Here is an 18,374-nt window from a genome sequence, read left to right as displayed (position 1 = left end):
TCATTCCGGCGTGCCTTTCATACCCGAAGCGGCCTTTACATAGAAACAAAGTCATCGTTACTGACGGAAAGAGGACCATTGGCATTTATACTATGCTCAACGGATATTAGCGGTCTACGCCCCTGCGAGCCGTCACCAAGAATTTGTACAAAATACCTTCATCCAATGCAACGATAGCAGGCAGCAGCGTCCAGCGAAACAGTCCAGATACTGTTCCACTTCGATTCAGATTGGCTGCTACCACTTCGCTAAACCGAAAAAGTTACCTAACGATGAAAAAGCACCCCATCGACTACGAAAGCAAAATGGATTTCATTCTCGCGTCAGACGGTACCAACGGTTTTCCTACCGTTTACCATGGTTAAACACCACAAGTTCAGTCGCCCTCTGGGCACGTTTCCCTTCCGCGTTAGTCCAGATTGGGGTTACGCACTCGTATAGAAATTTCTTGCCGACTAGCATTGATGTGCATCATGAGAAATGATGCCGGTGGACCCTTAATACTATTGTTTTAACGTAAAGCATCTGTGGTTAACGAGTGATCTCATGAACGAAGGCAACGAGACAGAGTCAAGCAGCGCGCCAAGCCCGTCGGGCTTGTCGACCAAGGGCCGACTTGGTTTCCTCTTTCGTGATTCAGTTTTGTATGGGGGGGCGGCGGCACTTAGCCGTCTGGCCACTTTGATCACCTTTCCCCTTCTTGCACGTCATCTCAGCACTTCTGACTACGGCATCTTTGACACGCTTCAGGTGATGGGTGCGTTCTTGACCATTCTCTTTATTTTCGGTCAGGACAGCGCCGTATCTCGCTTTTTCTTCGAGTACGACACAACTCAAGCCAAGAAACAGGTGATTTCTCAGTCTCTGGCATTTCGGGGTTTGTTGTTCGTGATTTTCGTACCGCTGCTTTGGATGGTGGGTCCAGCAGTCATTCGGCATTTCGGGTATAACGACGAAACGGAGTTCGCATTTCGCATCCTCGTCCTTCAGGTGCCCTTCATGGTGATCATCGAGTTTTCGGTGACTCTACTGCGTCTGACGTTTCGACGTTGGCGTTTTGTTTTTCTTTCACTCGCCTTCTCGTTCGTGCAAGCGGCGTTCGTGGTCTGCGCAATCCTCGTTTTTAATGCGGGCATCGGCGAACTGATGATCGCGAATTTCGCCGCCGCGCTTATCTTCGCTTCGATCGCACTTCTGCTGACGCGTGACTGGCTCACTTGGCCGTCAGGTGCGCAGTATCTTCGCGAGATGCTTCCCTACGCAGCGCCCTATGGCCTGATCAGTGCCTCGCGCGCGGTAGGACCTTTGGCAGAGCGGGCACTTGTGGGGATTTTGATTGGCACTGAGGCACTCGGTCTTTACGCCGCCGGCGCCAAGATCGCGATGCTTTTCTCTCTGTTTGCCTTCGCATTTCAGACCGCATGGAATCCCTTTGCGCTAGCAGTCTTCAAGAATTCGAATGCGGCAGAAACCTACAATGCCGTGTTGAAAAGCTTTACGCTCGCGGTGTGCCTTGCCGCACTCGCTCTTCTGATCTTAGCAGAGCCACTTCTTGTCCTTCTTGCGTCTGAAGCTTACCGGTCGGGCGTGGTCGTCATTTTCCCGCTTGTGCTGGCGCTTGCAATTGAGGCGGTCGGCTGGGTGACGGAAATCGGCGTTATTCTCGCCAAGCGTAGCGGACTAAAGCTGGTCGCCTACATTCTGGCATTCTGCGTCACACTCCTTTCTATCTTGATCCTGGCACCGATTTTCGGAATTGCTGGCTGTGCTTGGTCAGTCGTTTTGGGGAGTGTGACCAAGACGGCTTTCGTTTCACTGTTCGCCCAACGGGTTTATCCGCTACCTTGGGTCTGGTCGCCAATCTATGTATTGCTTCCCGCGACGATGGTTGTCGGAGTGCTTGCGCTTGTCCTTGACGCAGTCTGGCCGGTCATGCTTGGGTTCGCGGCTTTGCCCGTGCTTTCCTACCTGTTTGTATTTGATCCCAGCGATCGCGCCTTGCTGATTGGTCTCGTTCGCCGGTCTTAACTTGAAAGTGCGTCGTACTGCGTTTTCAGTTTCTCTTTCCAAGTTGCTATATCCGTAAAACGGTCAGCACTTGCGGTAGCACTGGCCGACATCGACCTTCGCAATTCCGGATCGGAGCACAACTCGACCAGCGCCTCGGCGAACGCTTCCGGCTGACCAGGGGGGACCAAACGGCCCTGTGATGCGCTCATATACTCCGGGACGCTTCCGACTGTTGTCGAGACCACCGGAAGCCCAGCGGCTATCGCTTCTAATAGTGAAAGAGGCAAACCCTCGGATACCGAGCTCAGGACAAAGATATCCGCCGTATTCAGCAAGGCACTCATATCTTTACGACCCCCAAGAAATTGGACTCGCTCGCTGATCTTTAAGCGTTCTGCCTGCTCTTCGAGCTCCTCACGCAACTGGCCTTCACCGCAAATCCATAACCGGGCCTGCGGCACGTGTTTGAGTGTGATGGCAAACGCTTTGAGCATTGTCGAGATATCCTTGACCGGGGCAAGCCGACCGGTGGAAATGGCAATGACCTCCCCGGGACCTGCGCCGAGTGTAGACCGGAGTGTTTCTCTAGCTGACGTACTGATGGGTATGTTGGGTTCGACAACATTATCTATGGTCGTCATTGGCTTTCCGGGAAATCTCGACGCGTTGGCTTGCGCTGCCGTTTGACCAACAAATACGACGCGGTCTACGAACCTCCTGACCGCCAGGGTTTCCATCAATCTCAAGATGTAGCCACGAACACCATTGTGCTGAACTGTGCGGACATTGTGGATCGAGGCAACTATCGGAATACCCGCCCAACGACCAACGACCGCGCCGATGATCGTGGCGTAAGTTAAGTGCAGATGAAGCGCGTCGGGTTGAAGCTTTCTCAGAGAGCGAAGAACACGAGCATAGCTTGCTGGCGTCCAAAGACGGCAATTTTCGACGACGACGACCTCAGCGCCCTTCGACACAAGACGATCATATAGGAAGTCCGAAGTCGTGCCCAACGACAATACAGTAACCGTATCGGCGCTGAGATCCTCGTTGAGCATGACGTCTAGAAGTCGTTGTGCACCACCAATTTCCAGATGATCGATAACATGCACTACGCGCTTTCCGGGCATTCCTTGATCTCCTTCAGCCGTATCGCAATGAATAGAAAGGGTCCTGCACATCTAAGCCATGACGCGGCGGGTTCATTTCCTGTTTTGGTTAACGCGTAACGATCAATAGTCTGGGTCAACATCAACGTAGCTTAAAGAATGATAGGGACTCCAAAAAAAACTTTTCACTGTTGACCCTTTGACATCATCTAAAACGTTGGCCTCTGAAAAATGATTTCTTCTCCGTAAGCGGACGAACATAATGACCGCCAACCGGATGACTTGCAGGCTGCTGTGAACATAGTTGAATGGCTCGCGTTTGGGTATGGCGGGAGGCTAAGAGACCACCCTGCCCACCTCAAAAGGATTTTGTCTGACCAGACCACCTAACCGTTTTCGACCAGTTTTACGGAAACAAAAATATCTTTTTGGCTGGAATTGACGCGACAACAGAACCAAAATCAACTCACAAAGCATGCTTTGGCTGCAACTCACTTTACCTTTTAAGCTCTGTTCATATGCTTATTTGATTTGGTGAAGTTTGGAGTGTTTGTTTCCCGTGCCGAATTTACCGACTCCGTTCCAATACCTGTTTGTGGCAGCCATAGTTATTATTCCAACTTCGTTACTGGCTGGTATTTCTCTCATTGTATCAACGTCTACAGACAGTGAGTTCGGGCGACTTGCCTTCGAGATTTTTTGGGTTGGTGAGGAGTCCAACTTTCCAACTTTCGTTAACTTTTTACTGCTTATTGTTTCGTGCGGCTTTATTGCCTTAGCGGCTGCACAGGCATTTTCCGATAGGAACCCATGGCGCTGGCACTGGCTTGGGTTTGCGTTCGTTGTTCTTCTTGCGGCATTCGACGACTCCGCTCAGGTACATGAACCAGTTGGTTCCTACCTAACAAAGGGTATTGAAGGGAGCGGGTTGTTCGCGTGGGAATGGGTCTTCTACGGTTTCGCGGTTGTTGGGATACTCGTGCTGCTTGGATTTCGCTTTGTTGTGTACGGGATGGACGCTGCTCCACGGCGATATCTCATCCTTGGTGCACTCGTCTATTTTGGCGCTGCACTTGGGCTAGAAATGGTTTCAGCTTTCATTTGGTTTCACGAAATGGACAACGGTCGGTACGTGACGCTAGTTGAGGAAACGTTTGAAATGTTCGGTGCCGCGCTCTTTGGAGCCTGCGGACTAAGGCAGTTAATGATAGTAGCCGAAGACCGTAAAGCCGAAATCCGCCAAAACTCCTTCAGCAAGACTTAGAGCAACCGAAAAGCTATCTTTGTGACTCAGGTTGTTCGACAACCGATTCCTCTGGAGCAGATCAACCAATTTCGGCTTGTTTTAGAGGTGTTTCTGAAAGGCGGTTTGTCAGGATAGTTGGACATAACGGTTCTTTTGCTATAAAAGTTCTTTTGGGATAAGTATGAGTACCCACCAATTTTTTGTGTATGTTCCCCCTCAATTTCATACACGGACTAACCCACGACGGCTTTCGAACGGCGCGATTTTGTACTGGCTCGTTCATAGGAAGGTCATTCATGGACGGTTTGGTAGGCAGTATGAAACACGCGGACATTAAAAAAACTGAGCACGAAGAGTCACAACCCCGCAAAGTGCTGATTGTTGTCGAGAATCTTCCTGTTCCTTTGGATCGCCGTGTCTGGCTTGAGGCCACGACTTTGGTGGCGCATGGCTATCAGGTGAGCGTAATCTGCCCAACAGGCCAGGGTTGGGACAAGCATTACGAAGAACTGGATGGCGTTCACATCTACCGATACCCGGAGCCACCGGAGGCTCATAGCGGACTAATCGCATATGCCCGGGAATGGGGAGGGGCTTTGTGGTACATGTTTCGTCTGGTCGAGAAAGTCTGGAAAGAACGAGGGTTTGATGTAATCCAAGGATGCAATCCCCCAGATATGGTTTTTCTTTTAACATGGCGATACCGGCGACGGGGCATTCGGTATCTCTTTGACCATCACGATGTTTGTCCAGAACTGTTTGAAGCAAAGTTCAATAAGAAGGGTACATTGTATCAGGCGATGCTGCTTCTTGAACGCCAGACGTTTCGGGCGGCAGACGTATCTATTGCGACGAATGAAAGTTTCCGAGAAATCGCTGTGCGCAGAGGCGGCATGGACAAAGGGGACGTGTTCGTAGTGCGGTCTGCTCCGAAGGTTGAGAATTTTCAGCCTGGCCCAGCAGATCCCGAAATTCGCTCAAAGGCGAAGACGCTATTGGGCTATGTCGGCGTAATTGGGCAGCAAGAAGGCATGGACCTTTTGGTGGCGGCTGCTCGTCATCTGATATGCGAATTAGGCTATAAGGATGTTCATTTTATGATCGTTGGGTTCGGGCCGCATCTACAAGAAGTACAGCAAGATGTGGCGGATTGCGGATTAGAATCCCATTTCACGTTCACCGGTGCGCTCTACAGCGACGACCTTCTGCGGGTTCTCAACAGCACTGATATCGGTGTTAGCCCAGACCCAAAGAACACAATGAACAACATCTCAACGATGAACAAGGTCATGGAATACATGACGCTGGAAAAACCGTTGGTTCAGTTTGACTTGAAAGAGGGTCGAGTATCCGCAGGTGAGGCATCACGTTATGCCAAAGCCAATGATCCGGAGGATTTTGCGGCCCAGATCGCTTGGTTGATCGAGCATCCGGACGAAGGACAAGAGATGGGTCGCAAGGGGCGCCAAAGGGTATTGAATGAGCTCAGCTGGAGCCATTCCGTACCTAATCTTTTGGCAGCCTATGACCGCGTTTTTCAGAAGATTGAGGCCCAGTCTACTTCTGGCACATAATCAGCTCGACATTTCGAGCGATCACTTTTGATTTGTCAGTTCTTGGGCGTAGCCATAAAGACCTTAATCTTGTTATTTTTTCAATTTTATAACAGATACTTAGGTTTGAAAGGCTCATGTCGCGCGGCGAAAGAAGCGTTATGGATCATCTTACAGTTTGCCCGGGTTTAGAGATGGCACTTCTGGTTGAAACGGTTTGAGACGGACAAGTGAACGGCGGAGAATTTTTGCATGTTTTGCATCCGTCTGAGCCGCTGCATCGCCTACCCGCCTCACAACAAGCTCCACTGACGGGTGCCCATTGAAAAAAGTGTTGTTTTGATAAACGAAAATTCGGATATCAGATCCGTTCTGCAAAAATTCCCTTTTTTTGCCGGTTATCAGGGAAATCCAACCCAAAGCGACCCCGCCAAAATGCGCCACTGAGACTGGGGTCTGAATTATGCTCTGAGTGTACGGCCTGCTCCGTCTCTGACTGACAGCGCACGCGCCAACGCGCGGGAATTGCGGCATAATCCGGGTCAGAAAACACAACAGAAGTGAGACAGGTATGAGTGGCGGGGAGACAGGGATTCGAACCCTGGGGACGCTCTCACGCCCAACGGTTTTCAAGGCTGGCGCGGATTGTGCGATATCAAAGCCTTGGCTTGAAAATTTCCCACGACAAAGCGCGAACAATGCCCGAACGTGGGAAACTAAACATTTATCGTGAACAATACGCAGCCGGCTCTATCTTGGCTCTGGCTTCTGGCGTTTCCAGACGACGATAGCGGCCACCCGAATACCGGCGACAGTCCAGAGCATGCCCGGCAGCGATTGAGGCCGCACCAATGTCTTCTCCGTCAACATAGCAAATACCTACCCGGCGGTCGTATGTGCGTTCCCCATTCAGTTTGCAGGTGACAGTCTTCCCACGCAGATGATCCACCATCCATTGCGTTGCAGCCACCCCGGCACTTGTACTCAGTTCCGGGCCACACGCAGCCTGCTCTATTTATTTTGCCCTTGCATTGATCGCAGGTGTCAAGGAAGTGTGTGCCCCAGCAGAAAAAAAGAAAATTGTTATGAAGCACTTATCACGGCGCGAGCAGCTAAGGCGCTCAAGACTAGCAAAAAGGCGATGGCAGTCCCGACTTAGAAGACGATTTTGGCGGGGAGCCGAAAAGTACAAACCGCTTGTTCTTAAGGCACCCAGCGTGCTCAGCTTTTCGCAAAACAGTGAGGCCACGATTGAGTTTTTTGTTGAACTGAAGTCTGCGATTTTCACCAGCAAAATCGCAAAGCGAAACGGGGTTACTGAACCTCAGCCTTTTGCGATTGACCTTTGCGCTGTTAACCGTATTTCAGTGCCCGCCGCCGTGGTTCTTGCAGCAGAGTTGCATCGCTGGTCCTTGAATAGAGACGCAGGCCTGCGAACACGAGGAATTAGGAACTGGTCTCCACGCGTTCGGGCCCTTCTATACGATCTGGGTGTCTTTGACTTGCTAGGCGTGCGAGCTAAGCGAGGCCGGGATGCAGAGCCCGATGAATTGGTTCTGTTTACTCTACAATCCGACACGAGGCGCGACGGAGTTAGCATTTCAAAGTTGCAAACATGGCTTCAAGATCTAGGTGTTGTTTTTAGTAGCAAAAAGTATGTTTTCGGCGCCTTGGATGAAGCGGTATTGAATTGCTTGGATCACGGGTATGTTGATTTAGGTGAAAAACCCAAGTTTCCTTACGCAGGTCATCGTTGGTGGGCAACAAGCTGTTATGATCCAAACAACGACTCATTAAGGTTTTTTGTGTATGATCAAGGTGTCGGGATTCCGGCTTGCGTACCAACAAACGAGGATTTTTGGCCTTCCGTTAAGACCTACTTGGCAAATATTGTGGGGGGAGCGCCAGAAGCCAACATAATTGAGAGCGCGTTTGAAGTGGGTCGTACTCGAACCCACAAAGCAGAACGTGGTAAAGGGCTCGACAAGATGCGAAACGCTATTCGGCTGGCGGGGCAAGGATACCTTCGTATCATCAGTGGAAAAGGTGATTTGTTGCTTAGTCAAGATAAAACGATGGAAAAAAATGACCATCATCTACATATAGGTGGTACATTGGTCGAGTGGAGTATTCCGCTCGACGCGTTGAAAGGAACAGGAGCTAGCAATGGTTAGAATAGCTGTCGCCAAAGACTTCAATAAGTTCCCAGGAGGCCGCTATCCGCGTCACGGTGAAGGTAACGGTCAAGATTTTAGGGAAAAATTCTTGCTCCCTCATCTAATTAAGGGTGAGAAGGTTGTTGTGGTTTTTGATGATGCTGCTGGCTTTCCTGCATCTTTCTTGGAGGAGGCATTCGGCGGGTTGATCCGCGCAGGCATGAGCCTGTCGAAGGTAAAAGAGCTACTAACAATTGAGGTCGAAGACGCTGACAGCGAAATCTATAAAGATGAAGCATGGCAGTATGTTGAAGACGAAGCAAACCGGGAGCATGCGGCCTGACCTGGTCAATTTTCTTTTCGGCGTTCATCGGTACGATAGTTGGCCCGATAATAAAAAGAGTAATAGATACTTGGTTCGGTTCCGCACTCCGTAAGGAGGTCACTCGAGATTCCGACGTTGAGTATGTTTGTAGTATTATCGACAGCCTTTTGGATGACTGTACGCGATTCTGGGGGGAATCTGCAGAATCTTTGGGTGCCGATCACCCTAAGTTAATGGCGCAGATTCGTGCGAAGCTTCACAATGTCAACGGGATGCAGAACCAACTATTCTTTGGTCAAAAAGATGCTCTGGCAAATACCAAAGAAGAGTGGAAGGAACTATTTCGTGCGGCCACGGGCGGAAATTTTGACGATACAGACCGTACCGCTGATTCAGCAAAACTTACTGTAATACTGCAAGTCGGCTGGCAAATGAGGAGAGGTGTTCGGTCGCGGAGAAACGCATTAAAGAGGTCCATTTTTTCAGGATAAAAATGGCCTTCCTAGACTAGAATCCCACGTGATTTTATCACAACCCGCCGTTCGCCATCACTTGCCTCGAAGTCGCAGCGAATGTCCGCAAGGTGTCCCTTCCCTCTGCCTTCGGAGGGCAGCGCTAGCGGTGATGTTCACGCCAAAACCCCTGTTTGTTCCAGTTTCAGCCCCTCAAATTGCAAGTTCAGAATCGGGAAACGGGGGCGAAACGGGGGCCATCCCGTTTTGTTCTAGATTCTCACTTACTTCATTTCTGGCCACTCAGGCAGATGCGGAGGCGCTGGGACCTTGTGCCGCTCAAGCCATTCCTTGATCGCGGCCCAATGGTCCTGCGGTTTCACAGTGTATCTGCGGGAATGCAAATCAGCGATGTTTATCTCAAGCTGACGCCACCACTGGATCTTGAGTTTGACGCCGTGGTGTTTCGCCCAGGCACGCAACCCAGCTTGCCAACCATCGATTGGGCGGGCTTCAAGTTCTTTGTGAAGGTCGAACGGGATTCGGTTGGGCCATGTCGTCATGCTATGGATATGCGGCAGGCTGGTGCGAGCAGCAAGCTCTATGGCAAAGGCTCCAGCCCCTTATCCTGAACCATTTTTGCAAATAACTCTTTAACCAATTTTGGGTTCACTTGCCCGCCGGTCTCTTTCATCACAATAGCCAAGACTTCTTGCGTGGACAGATTCCACCATTGATCGATCTGAACGACAGGATAGAACCCCCGAACTAGCATAGCCGTTGGTGAGACTATTGCGTAAGGCATCCGGTTTTCTTTGTTCGGTACCATCCGGCCTCCTTATTGATCGACGTTAAATTCTACATCTCGTCGGATGGATCACGCTCTAGACCATCCAAAAATCAAGTAATTCTTTTGAGAAGCTTGTTCACTAGCTGCAGGATTAGCGGCGTCAGCCCAACAAGAACTCCGCAAAGGAACACCCAAAATAGCGAGGTCAAAAAAACTTCCAGCAACTGCCGTCTCCTTATTGTGAACCCAGAGTCCAAACTCTGGGATTCTGTCTCGTCTCATCCTTGAGGTGAACAAAATAGACGGCAAACCCGAATATCAGGACGAATACAATAAAGTTGTTTGCCAGCGCCCGACTAACGCCACGCAGGTATTGCCGTCGCTTCCAAGTTCCCCTGAACTCTTCCGGTTTTCGGGATCTCGGGTTAGTATGCTCGAAGTTTTTGACCACAAGCACTCCTTTTTTTTGAATTTTTAGAACAGCAAGGCATAACCCAGAATGAGATATCCGATCGTTAGCGATGCACTTCCAGCTTTCGCTAGAATTATTGGGCCAGTGTGGACTAAAGGTAATATTTTTGCATTACTCAGTTGAGACTTGTCGTCCGAAGCGTCGTACAAAATGATAGCCCGCTGTAGTTGCATCGCTATTGATACAACCAAATAGTTGAAAACCATCGATAATATAAGGAAGAGAGACGACCAGTAGATTCCTCCTTCAACAAAATCGTCTGCATAGAGAGCTTGACCGAGTGAAAAAACCACAATCGGTGCGCCCGCAACCGTGATTTCAAATTTGAGGTGTGAAATCATAGTTTCAACAAGCTCTTTGGGTGAAACTCTGTACCATACAGGTAAAGTTTTTTCTTGCATATCATCCATGAAAAATACCTCTTATCTATGTTTTACTGGTTTTCCGTTGTCCTATCAGACGTCTTGCTCGGACCGGACCGGCGCCCAATTGGTACCGGCCGGCGACATATCGTCGAACTTCTTATCAACAACGAAAGCGGCCGGAAGTTCTTCCACGAAGCGATAAGCCCCTATTGCCGGCTCCGGGTGGTCGACCAAAAAACGATACTTTGGCATGGTCGTTTCTCCCTGTTACGTCCCTCTACCCGTTAGAGTAATCACCATCGAAGGCGGTCTTTTCCCATTCGCAATGGGGTTCTGCCATAGCTTTAGCGACAATTGGGACCTCACCATCTCTAAAGTACTTTTGCCCCCAATAGTGGATACAAATCTCATAGGGCCTGCTCGGACGATCCTTCATTAGCATGTAAACACCGCCAGCGCCCAAGGCGAGACCGATGATCAATGTCACAGTTTCTGGCTTTTCCAAAAAAACTTTATCTAGACAAGTCAGATGCTTCCCCTATTCGTCATGTACAATACCTGGCTCGCTTGATCCTAGATTGTGCTGCTGATGATTCAAAACGCGCGTAACGCCCACCAGAGTACCGAGCACAGTCAAGCGCATGGCCAGCAGCAATGACTGCCGCACCGATGTCCTGACCCTCTGCATAACAGACACCCACCCAGCGATCATATGTACGATCGCCGTTCAATTCACACTCAACCGTCTTGCCATCAAGATAACGGATCATCCAACGCTTCGCGGCCTGCCCTGACTTGGTACTCAATTCGGGTGCATCGACGCCGTTGAGGCGCACCGCTGTACCATTGAGAACTATGGTGTCCGCGTCCCGGACATAAGTGTTTGAACTGCCTTGAGGAGCGCAGGCGGCGAGGACAAGAGCGGCGGTGATTAGGGCGTGTTTCATCACATCCTTACTATGTTGACTTTAAATCGCCGGTTACAATTTCGATCCATTGGACAATAAACGCCATTGCATCTTCTTGGTTTCGTGGCACGGGCGCTCTGCCTTCGGCAATTGCGACGATCAAATCAGTCAAATAGATAGCAATATCATCAGAATCTAAGCGGTACGTTTCCGCAAGCGTCGTCACCACGATCGGTAGTTCATCCAGTATCCGCACGGGCGTCTAATCCTCATTGTTGACTTTGACAAAAAAACCACCATCCGCCGATATGGCCTTGGCAGTTGGCGACGCCGACCGTCGTGGCTGTTTCAATTAAATCTTCGACTGCAAAAATCCCACACACAAAAAAATGTAGGGCCGCAATTGCTGCACAGACGGCCAGAATGTGCGCAAGAGTTCGAAGTATCCATAACAATACGGAAGCCGTCCTTCTTTCCACATAAGGATGCGTCCAAGTGTACGAGGATAGCGCTTCAGCTTCCGCCTGAAAGTAGAGAACGAGATAGGCAAAGAGTGAAACAAAAATGGATGCCGCAACCCCCCAAGCGAACCAGACCAGAGCGTCTGAGGCGGCAAAGATATCAAGGCGAAGATCACCGTTCCCGCCTGATATCGTTGCTACAAATCCCAGCATTGCGATTACAGCGCCACCGTTTGTAATCAAAAGAGCCTTGGCAGCTGTTGCGGAAGCCCCAATTGCTGCATGATTAATGGCCCTTAAATCGTCTCTGTGGTTCGCGTGAGCTAGCTTCGCGTCCTCTTTGATGATATTAAATTCTTCTTCCGAAAACTGTGATTGCTGATCTTGCATACGTTTTTTCTTGTTGGCCTAATTCAATCGCGAAACTGCGCTCTTTAACCCCTTCACGCAACCAACAGCAAACACTTTCTGCATTCTTCAACGGCTTTGCATCAGGATCAGCGGCTTTAGTCTAAGTCATTAGTGTGCCGGCAAACCGAACCATCCATAAAATCACACCTGAAAATTTTGAGTTTGCAATTGCCGGACGAAAGGTCGATTTTTCGACGACAGATAAAATGGTACCGAAAAATGATATACCTGTTTCTTGGATTTATGATATAGTATAGTTCTTCTATTTATCTATATGAATTGAGATTGCCATGAATAGCTTAAAAATGCTGACTATTTCTGTTTCCATGCTTGCGTTTGGATGTTTTGCACAATCAGCCATAGCTCAAACTGCTGGTGGCGACAATTTTCAGCCAGTCGAAGTAGACTCCCTGAAATGCAATGCCAGCGGAACAAAGGGCTGTACAGCTCATAGAACGATTACTATTTCTGCAGGACCTGATCGAGTTTTTGTGCCTGATAGCTTGGAGTTCAAAGAAAATAGTCGAAGCGGCGGCGGATCAATCTGGGTCAAAATCGCTAATGGAGAGATGGTTACGGTGCCCGTTACAGTTGCTGGAGCCACATATGATTTAGACATGCCAAGAACTATTGCTGTCACCCTGCACGCCGAATCCGGCTCAGGTACAAGCAACTACAACAGAGGCGCTTGGATCAACGGGCACATTCATGGCAAAACACTTGAGGTGGACCGGTAAACCGCGCGACTGACGAAAACTCGCCTAAAAGCACAAAGCTTAAAACCCGAAGCAACATCCAGTTTTTTTGCTACAGACAATAGGAAACCGCTGCCCTCCACATTCGGAGGGCAGCGCTAGGGGCTAAGTTCGCACCAGTACACCTGATTGTTCGCTGTACGCGGCCCCAACCAAGTTAGAGGGCTAGAATGCGCGCCGAAGACTTCCCCTTGCCAGTTGTCGAAATTCAATGCGACTTCTGCGGTCGGCTTGGCCGGTGCAGCAAAGCGCGATTTGTTGAAATTGTCGGGGCACATACTGAGTTGCCGCAGGCGCTGGCAATCATAGCGCAAGACTGCCCTGAACAACGGGTGACCGCTGACAACATGCGGGGCGATTGCAAGCCATATTATCCGCAGGACTGGTCTCAATGATTGCCTCGTTTTGTAGGTTTTCAACGACTATCGAAAGAGAACTATTCCAATACATCAATATGCGTGGGCTGCATCAAATTGAAGTTTAAGCACAGTTTAGCTGGGATGTTAGGCCATCTTGGCTTGTATTGAGGCGGCAGGCAGGCAGCAGAAAATGACCATATGTCGCGGCATCTTATATTTTTAGTGACAGATTCCACTATATATGCGACGATTCAATGCGTGGGATACGCCGGGATACCCCCATGTTGGAGCGCAGCAAGCGGCTCTGGCGGCTTCAAGTACGGTTGTCCAAATGGATGACAGCCTATCTGACTTGATGCAACTTGGGGCCGGGGCCCACGCGCTCTAAAAACGATAACCGTAGTGCTCAAAGATCAGTTTTTGGTCATCTGTCAATTTGGCTTTCCACGGTGGTGATGGTTGTAAAACTACCCCGTAATCAGCTATGACACCTGCCTCCCTGCCCATTCTAGGCTCAAGTGCGATAGCAGGTTCTATCGCCCATTTTGAACCCAGAGCATCGGCAGCTTGATAGATAGAACTCGCGACTACATCTGCCAACTGAAGCCCCGCAACACTATAGTGTGGAACATACTCGACTAGGCCAAACCGCAATACCTGATGTGCAATTTCGCGCTTATTTAGGTATGTTGATCCGCCCGCTGATTGTGCCTTCAACAACTCCCAGTAGGCTTTAGTCTGTCCGTAGGAGTGCCCACCGCGAGCGCTGAATATCACCTTTACGCATCGGGGACTTCCGAAGCGTTTTGTGCTGTCCCTCAAACAGAAGTCTGTGACGCGCTCCATCAGCAAGCGCACACAAAAATTATAGTACCATTGTTTGCCACCACGTTTAGCCGCTCGAATGTTATTGTGACCGCGCATATTTTTCTTGTTTGATGCAACTGCAAAAAACCTGCACGGATACTCCGCCAAAAGCTCGCAAGCACGTCGCCTCTTTGTCGGAGAAAGGTCGCGATAATGAAGCGCCGGGCCTTGGACCGCATTTATATTCGTGCGAATGCCCTTTACCCAATCAACTGTGTCGGCCTCATATTGCGAACGTATCAGCAAGCCGCCAATACACAACCATTCGCTTCCACCATTCTCGTCTATAGGTTTAACCCGTTTAAGGCCGTCGTCTCCGGCCTCGTCGATATATAGAATGTAATCATATGGTTCTGAAGAGTTAGGCATGCGTGTCTGAAATCTTAGGCATGACGCATGTGAACACCTGACGCGAAATAGAGTCAATTGCATAACAGTTACGCAGCCACCCGCGAGGAAAGGTATCTACCGCAGGGAACTAGTCAATCGGCTCAGCTTCCACACCGACCCTATAGCCACCACTGTCAAGACTATGGCTGGCTCTGGTGATCAGCCATTGACCATCAATGTATGGGCGGAACCCGGACACCACTAGCGTTGCTTCAGCCATCGCGTCCGGGTTGCCAGGCATTCTGATCGACAGGGACCGCCCAGCGCGGCGCAATCTGCGTAACTCAGAATCAGCAGCCGATTGAGCTGCGTCTTTGGTTGGGTAACGCCGTTTCAGCCGTTCGACCGGTTCGCCCTCGCCCGCGCGGCATTCAACCGGTGCGCCCTGCGCTATGTCCTGATAGACCGCAACAACTGACCCTACTTTTTCGCGCGTGCTGTTTCTATAGCGCCACCTGCTTACCTGCTTTGGTGTGAGGGCTAATACCGGCATGGGTTTTCCGGACGCGGTCAGGCCTTCGCCACGCTTCGCCATGACAATCGACCCGTTACCCGGTTTGGCAATAGCATCGTAATCACGCGCCACGCGAGACAGCAGGTTGATATCGCTTTCGTCGATTTGGTCGATATGTGGCAATCCCTGTGCGACCAAGCTTTCGGCAACCACTTGCGAGAGCCCATGCTCACCAGCGATCTTAGCGACCATGACGCCGATCGTCGTACCCAAGGGCCAACTGCGTTTCTTCTGATCTGTCATGGCGGATTGGCCGCTGGTTGTTTCGCCGTGAATTGAGGCAACACCGGTGATGATCACGCGATCTGGCGGGCCTTCGACCTGGATCGCGTCTGCAACAAACTGACCCATGTATTTCAGTTGTAGCGGATACCCTAACCAAACCTTGATTTCAGCGCCTGCCCGTGGCTCCGCAATCTGAGAAAACAGTTCGGTATCACTTAGGATAATTTCGACACGGTCAGACTGCACGCCCGCAGCATCATCCAACGTCAAACTGATCAACCGCGGTGACAGAATGTTGCTGATATCGTTTCCGTCTACCTCAACGCGAAAAAGCGGCCGGAAGTCTATCAGTCCCATAGGCGTACCGCCTGCGCCTCTTTCGGCACGTCAATTTGCGGTAGCGAAACCAGTGTGCCCACCGGTAAGACAGCGCCGTGATCGGCCAGACCGGCATTTGCTTCAAGCACAATCTCAAGCGCGCCTGCTATGCCATTGCCATAGTGCCGCCAGACAATTTCGTCTACGGTTTCGTCCTCTTTAGAACGGTAAGAGACTGCGGAGTCCACCATCATACCTCCGAATGTTTACCGTGAATTCCTGTCGCAGCGGTGCACCTTTGGCCGCAAATACGCGCTGACCTTCGCTGACCGCTTGGATAACCCAAATGCCAAGGATCTTGCCTGTGCCAGCGACCAACGGCATTGGCACGCCGCGTTCGGCTGTCCTTCGCATCCTGTTCACCTGATCCAACCCCCCGCGAAAATGCGGATGGATCACGCCCTGCAGCGCAATTGTGTCAGCACCAAAGCCCGTGAACTGCAACGCATCCGCCGCACCAACGCGTTCCTGCGGCGCCCATCTGAATTCTGCTGATCGGGTCAGGCTTTGATATGCAGCGTTGTCGATTGAGAACTGGTACGGCCCCAATTGCATCATGGTTCCTGCCATCGTCAGCCTCCATACTGCCCGTAATCATGCGCACGGTCGTAAAGCGCGCCGGTTTGCGCTGCCCTGCCCCGCCGTTCCAATTCGTCAGCGATTTCCGCCGCTGTCATATGCTGGGCATTGATCTGGGCGTGAATGACGACGGGCGCTGGCTGAGCGGCCACTGGTGCGGGCCTCATTGCGGGCATTGCCATCGACTGCGCCCGGTCCACCGCGTTGCGCAAACCACCGCCCAGCGCGGCAATCAAAGGTTCAGCCTGAGCTGACATTTTGGCCAGACGCTCGGTCGCAGCCGCATGCGCCACATAGCCACCCTTGGATGTCCAGATCGTTTCCGGCCCCTGTTCTCCGACGTGCCGAAAGCCCCGACCGATGGTTCCACCCAGGAAAGACCGCCCGGGTTGTGTTGGGTCAGCCGAATTGGGGTCATCACCGCTAAAGAAATTACGAATGTTAGAACCGATGCTCGAACCGAAGCCCTGAATGCCTTCGACCGCACCTGCGCCTTTATTTTTTAGCCACGACAAACCGTCCAAGACAGGTTGCAGCTTGCCCATAAGCCAGTCAAATTTCTCTGCCAGCCAATCGATCACCGCGCCCAGTGCATCTTTGACTGTCTGCCATGCACTGACAATGCCGTCAGTGGACCCGAACTTTTCCATGACAGGCTGGATGCGGTCTTGCCAAAGCGCAGTAAACCACGTCGCGATCTTGTCCCAATTCTCATAGATCAGGAAAGCACCACCAGCGATTGCAGTGACGGCCAACCCGATCGGATTCAACAGCAACGCCCGCCCGATTGCCTTGATGCCGGTAACTACCAAAGGTGCAGCGCCGCTTACGCTCAGCAGCGATGCCCCAAGCCGACCAACTGACCCACCGAATTTCAAGACGCTGGTGATCGTACGTGAAGCAAATATCGACCCGACGACTATACCAAAGTTTTCCCAGCCACCGACCATATCGGCCACCGCTGCAGTGACACGCCCTATAGTTGTTGCGACTTTGCCCATGCCCTCTGCAACCTGACCGATAACCGGCAACGCGGCCTCGATCTTTGTTGCAGCGGTTTCGGCAAAGTCGGCCACGCCTTTGCGGTTTGTGACGGCCCATTCACTGAATGCCATCATGGATCGTGTAACGACGGGTATCAGCTCGCCGCCAATCGTGTTTTTCAACCCTTTGACGACTAAGGATGCGTTCAGTTGTGCATCTGCAAACGCTTCCGCATCACGCGCGGCCTGCTCGCTTAGAACAAAACCTGTCTTTCGGGCATCCTCACGCAGTTGTTGCAAGGCATCCGAGCCGCCACCCAGTACGTTCACCATTCCGATTCCGGAACGGCTGAACAACGCCGCGGCAATTGCAGCGCGTTCGGCGGGGTTTTCAATCCCCTGCATACGTTCCGCGATCTGTTCCAGCGCCTGTTCCGGACCCGCCTTTATAAGATCCTTTGCGGAAAGACCGATCTGGTCGAGCGCCTTTTTTGCAGCCCCGGTGCCTTGGGCCGCTTCACCCAGGCGCTTCTGCATTGCGGTTAGCGAGCTGTCGAACGTTTCGGCGCTGACACCCGACCGCTCAGCCGCATATCTGAATTCTTGCAAGGCCTCGATGCCGATACCCAGCTTGCCCGCTGTCTTGGCAACCTGATCGCCATAAGACGCGGTTGAACTGGCCAGTGCAAAGACACCAACACCAGCCGCAGCAATTCCAGCACCGACCTGGCGACCAAGTCGCCCAATATTGCTGGTCATGCGCCCGAAGCTTTCGCCGACCCGGCGACTGTCGCGCGCGGCGCGTTCCCATCGCCGCTGTTTGGCGACCAGATCATCCAGTGTACGCCCCAAGGCGTCATACTCACGATCCAGATCCTCAACAGACCTGCCCTGTTTGATCAGGTCGGTTCGGCTACGGCTAAGCTCTTTCTGACGGGCCTTAACATCCTTGATGCTCTGTCCCACCTTGTCGAAACCTGACTGGATCAGGCCGATGTTTTTCTTGAAGGAATTTTCGAGAACACCGCCGATTGTAATCTGGGCGTTAAGACGTTGGTTTTTCATC

At 51.2% G+C, this 18,374-nt stretch carries 19 protein-coding genes; 6 read left to right on the top strand and 13 right to left on the bottom strand.

Going from position 1 to position 18,374, the window contains the following annotated elements:
- The first annotated feature begins 546 nt into the window (after nt 1-546).
- Nucleotides 547-2,028 (top strand): lipopolysaccharide biosynthesis protein, encoded by a 1,482-nt coding sequence (locus ACXAET_RS01550; protein ID WP_475180058.1) that lies wholly within the window; start codon nt 547-549, stop codon nt 2,026-2,028.
- On the opposite strand, the gene ACXAET_RS01545 is transcribed toward ACXAET_RS01550, so the two are convergent.
- Nucleotides 2,025-3,140, bottom strand: a complete 1,116-nt coding sequence (locus tag ACXAET_RS01545) for a glycosyltransferase (protein ID WP_475180055.1) — start codon at nt 3,138-3,140, stop codon at nt 2,025-2,027. The genes ACXAET_RS01550 and ACXAET_RS01545 overlap by 4 nt on opposite strands.
- 538 nt (nt 3,141-3,678) lie before the next feature.
- Between ACXAET_RS01545 and ACXAET_RS01540 the strand changes: the two genes are divergently transcribed.
- The 4 genes from ACXAET_RS01540 (at nt 3,679) to ACXAET_RS01525 (ending at nt 8,417) form a co-directional block, all read left to right on the top strand.
- Nucleotides 3,679-4,383, top strand: coding sequence for a hypothetical protein (locus tag ACXAET_RS01540; protein WP_475180050.1), 705 nt, complete (start codon nt 3,679-3,681; stop codon nt 4,381-4,383).
- 278 nt (nt 4,384-4,661) lie between these two features.
- Nucleotides 4,662-5,939 (top strand): glycosyltransferase family 4 protein, encoded by a 1,278-nt coding sequence (locus tag ACXAET_RS01535; RefSeq protein ID WP_475180046.1) that lies wholly within the window; start codon nt 4,662-4,664, stop codon nt 5,937-5,939.
- Between the two features lie 1,196 nt (nt 5,940-7,135).
- On the top strand, nt 7,136-8,092 hold the full coding sequence (locus ACXAET_RS01530; RefSeq protein ID WP_475180043.1) for a hypothetical protein: 957 nt from the start codon (nt 7,136-7,138) through the stop codon (nt 8,090-8,092).
- On the top strand, nt 8,085-8,417 hold the full coding sequence (locus tag ACXAET_RS01525) for an STAS-like domain-containing protein (protein ID WP_475180040.1): 333 nt from the start codon (nt 8,085-8,087) through the stop codon (nt 8,415-8,417). The genes ACXAET_RS01530 and ACXAET_RS01525 overlap by 8 nt, the downstream gene beginning before the upstream one ends.
- A gap of 718 nt (nt 8,418-9,135) precedes the next feature.
- Here the strand turns inward: ACXAET_RS01525 and ACXAET_RS01520 are convergent.
- From ACXAET_RS01520 to ACXAET_RS01490, 7 genes are all read right to left on the bottom strand, one after another.
- Nucleotides 9,136-9,414, bottom strand: coding sequence for a hypothetical protein (locus tag ACXAET_RS01520; RefSeq protein WP_475180036.1), 279 nt, complete (start codon nt 9,412-9,414; stop codon nt 9,136-9,138).
- 38 nt (nt 9,415-9,452) lie between these two features.
- Complete coding sequence (locus ACXAET_RS01515) at nt 9,453-9,680, bottom strand: hypothetical protein (protein WP_475180034.1); 228 nt, start codon at nt 9,678-9,680, stop codon at nt 9,453-9,455.
- 435 nt (nt 9,681-10,115) lie between these two features.
- Nucleotides 10,116-10,523, bottom strand: a complete 408-nt coding sequence (locus tag ACXAET_RS01510; protein WP_475180032.1) for a hypothetical protein — start codon at nt 10,521-10,523, stop codon at nt 10,116-10,118.
- 45 nt (nt 10,524-10,568) lie between these two features.
- Complete coding sequence (locus ACXAET_RS01505) at nt 10,569-10,730, bottom strand: hypothetical protein (RefSeq protein ID WP_475180030.1); 162 nt, start codon at nt 10,728-10,730, stop codon at nt 10,569-10,571.
- A 293-nt stretch (nt 10,731-11,023) separates the two neighbouring features.
- On the bottom strand, nt 11,024-11,425 hold the full coding sequence (locus ACXAET_RS01500) for a thermonuclease family protein (protein ID WP_475180029.1): 402 nt from the start codon (nt 11,423-11,425) through the stop codon (nt 11,024-11,026).
- Nucleotides 11,426-11,435: 10 nt separating this feature from the next.
- Complete coding sequence (locus tag ACXAET_RS01495) at nt 11,436-11,642, bottom strand: hypothetical protein (protein ID WP_475180027.1); 207 nt, start codon at nt 11,640-11,642, stop codon at nt 11,436-11,438.
- A 13-nt stretch (nt 11,643-11,655) separates the two neighbouring features.
- Nucleotides 11,656-12,237: a hypothetical protein gene (locus tag ACXAET_RS01490; RefSeq protein WP_475180025.1), complete on the bottom strand. Its 582-nt coding sequence runs from the start codon at nt 12,235-12,237 to the stop codon at nt 11,656-11,658.
- Nucleotides 12,238-12,548: 311 nt separating this feature from the next.
- On the opposite strand from ACXAET_RS01490, the gene ACXAET_RS01485 reads away from it, so the two are divergent.
- Complete coding sequence (locus ACXAET_RS01485; protein ID WP_475180023.1) at nt 12,549-12,995, top strand: hypothetical protein; 447 nt, start codon at nt 12,549-12,551, stop codon at nt 12,993-12,995.
- A gap of 761 nt (nt 12,996-13,756) precedes the next feature.
- Here ACXAET_RS01485 and ACXAET_RS01480 read toward each other — a convergent pair.
- From ACXAET_RS01480 to ACXAET_RS01460, 5 genes are all read right to left on the bottom strand, one after another.
- Complete coding sequence (locus ACXAET_RS01480; RefSeq protein WP_475180019.1) at nt 13,757-14,608, bottom strand: DUF3800 domain-containing protein; 852 nt, start codon at nt 14,606-14,608, stop codon at nt 13,757-13,759.
- 109 nt (nt 14,609-14,717) lie between these two features.
- A complete protein-coding gene (locus ACXAET_RS01475) occupies nt 14,718-15,725 on the bottom strand; it encodes a phage late control D family protein (RefSeq protein WP_475180015.1) in 1,008 nt (335 codons plus the stop codon).
- Nucleotides 15,716-15,937, bottom strand: a complete 222-nt coding sequence (locus ACXAET_RS01470; RefSeq protein WP_475180013.1) for a tail protein X — start codon at nt 15,935-15,937, stop codon at nt 15,716-15,718. Before ACXAET_RS01470 ends, ACXAET_RS01475 begins: the two co-directional genes overlap by 10 nt.
- The gene (locus ACXAET_RS01465) at nt 15,906-16,316 is read right to left on the bottom strand and encodes a phage tail protein (RefSeq protein ID WP_475180010.1); all 411 of its coding nucleotides are present in this window, start codon (nt 16,314-16,316) and stop codon (nt 15,906-15,908) included. Before ACXAET_RS01465 ends, ACXAET_RS01470 begins: the two co-directional genes overlap by 32 nt.
- Before the next feature lie 2 nt (nt 16,317-16,318).
- Nucleotides 16,319-18,373 (bottom strand): phage tail tape measure protein, encoded by a 2,055-nt coding sequence (locus tag ACXAET_RS01460; RefSeq protein ID WP_475180006.1) that lies wholly within the window; start codon nt 18,371-18,373, stop codon nt 16,319-16,321.
- Nucleotide 18,374 lies beyond the last annotated feature (1 nt).

Source organism: Ruegeria sp. AWH4_226 (assembly GCF_056159225.1).
Note: the sequence above shows the minus strand (reverse complement) of the source record. Positions and strands in the feature narration are given on the sequence as shown.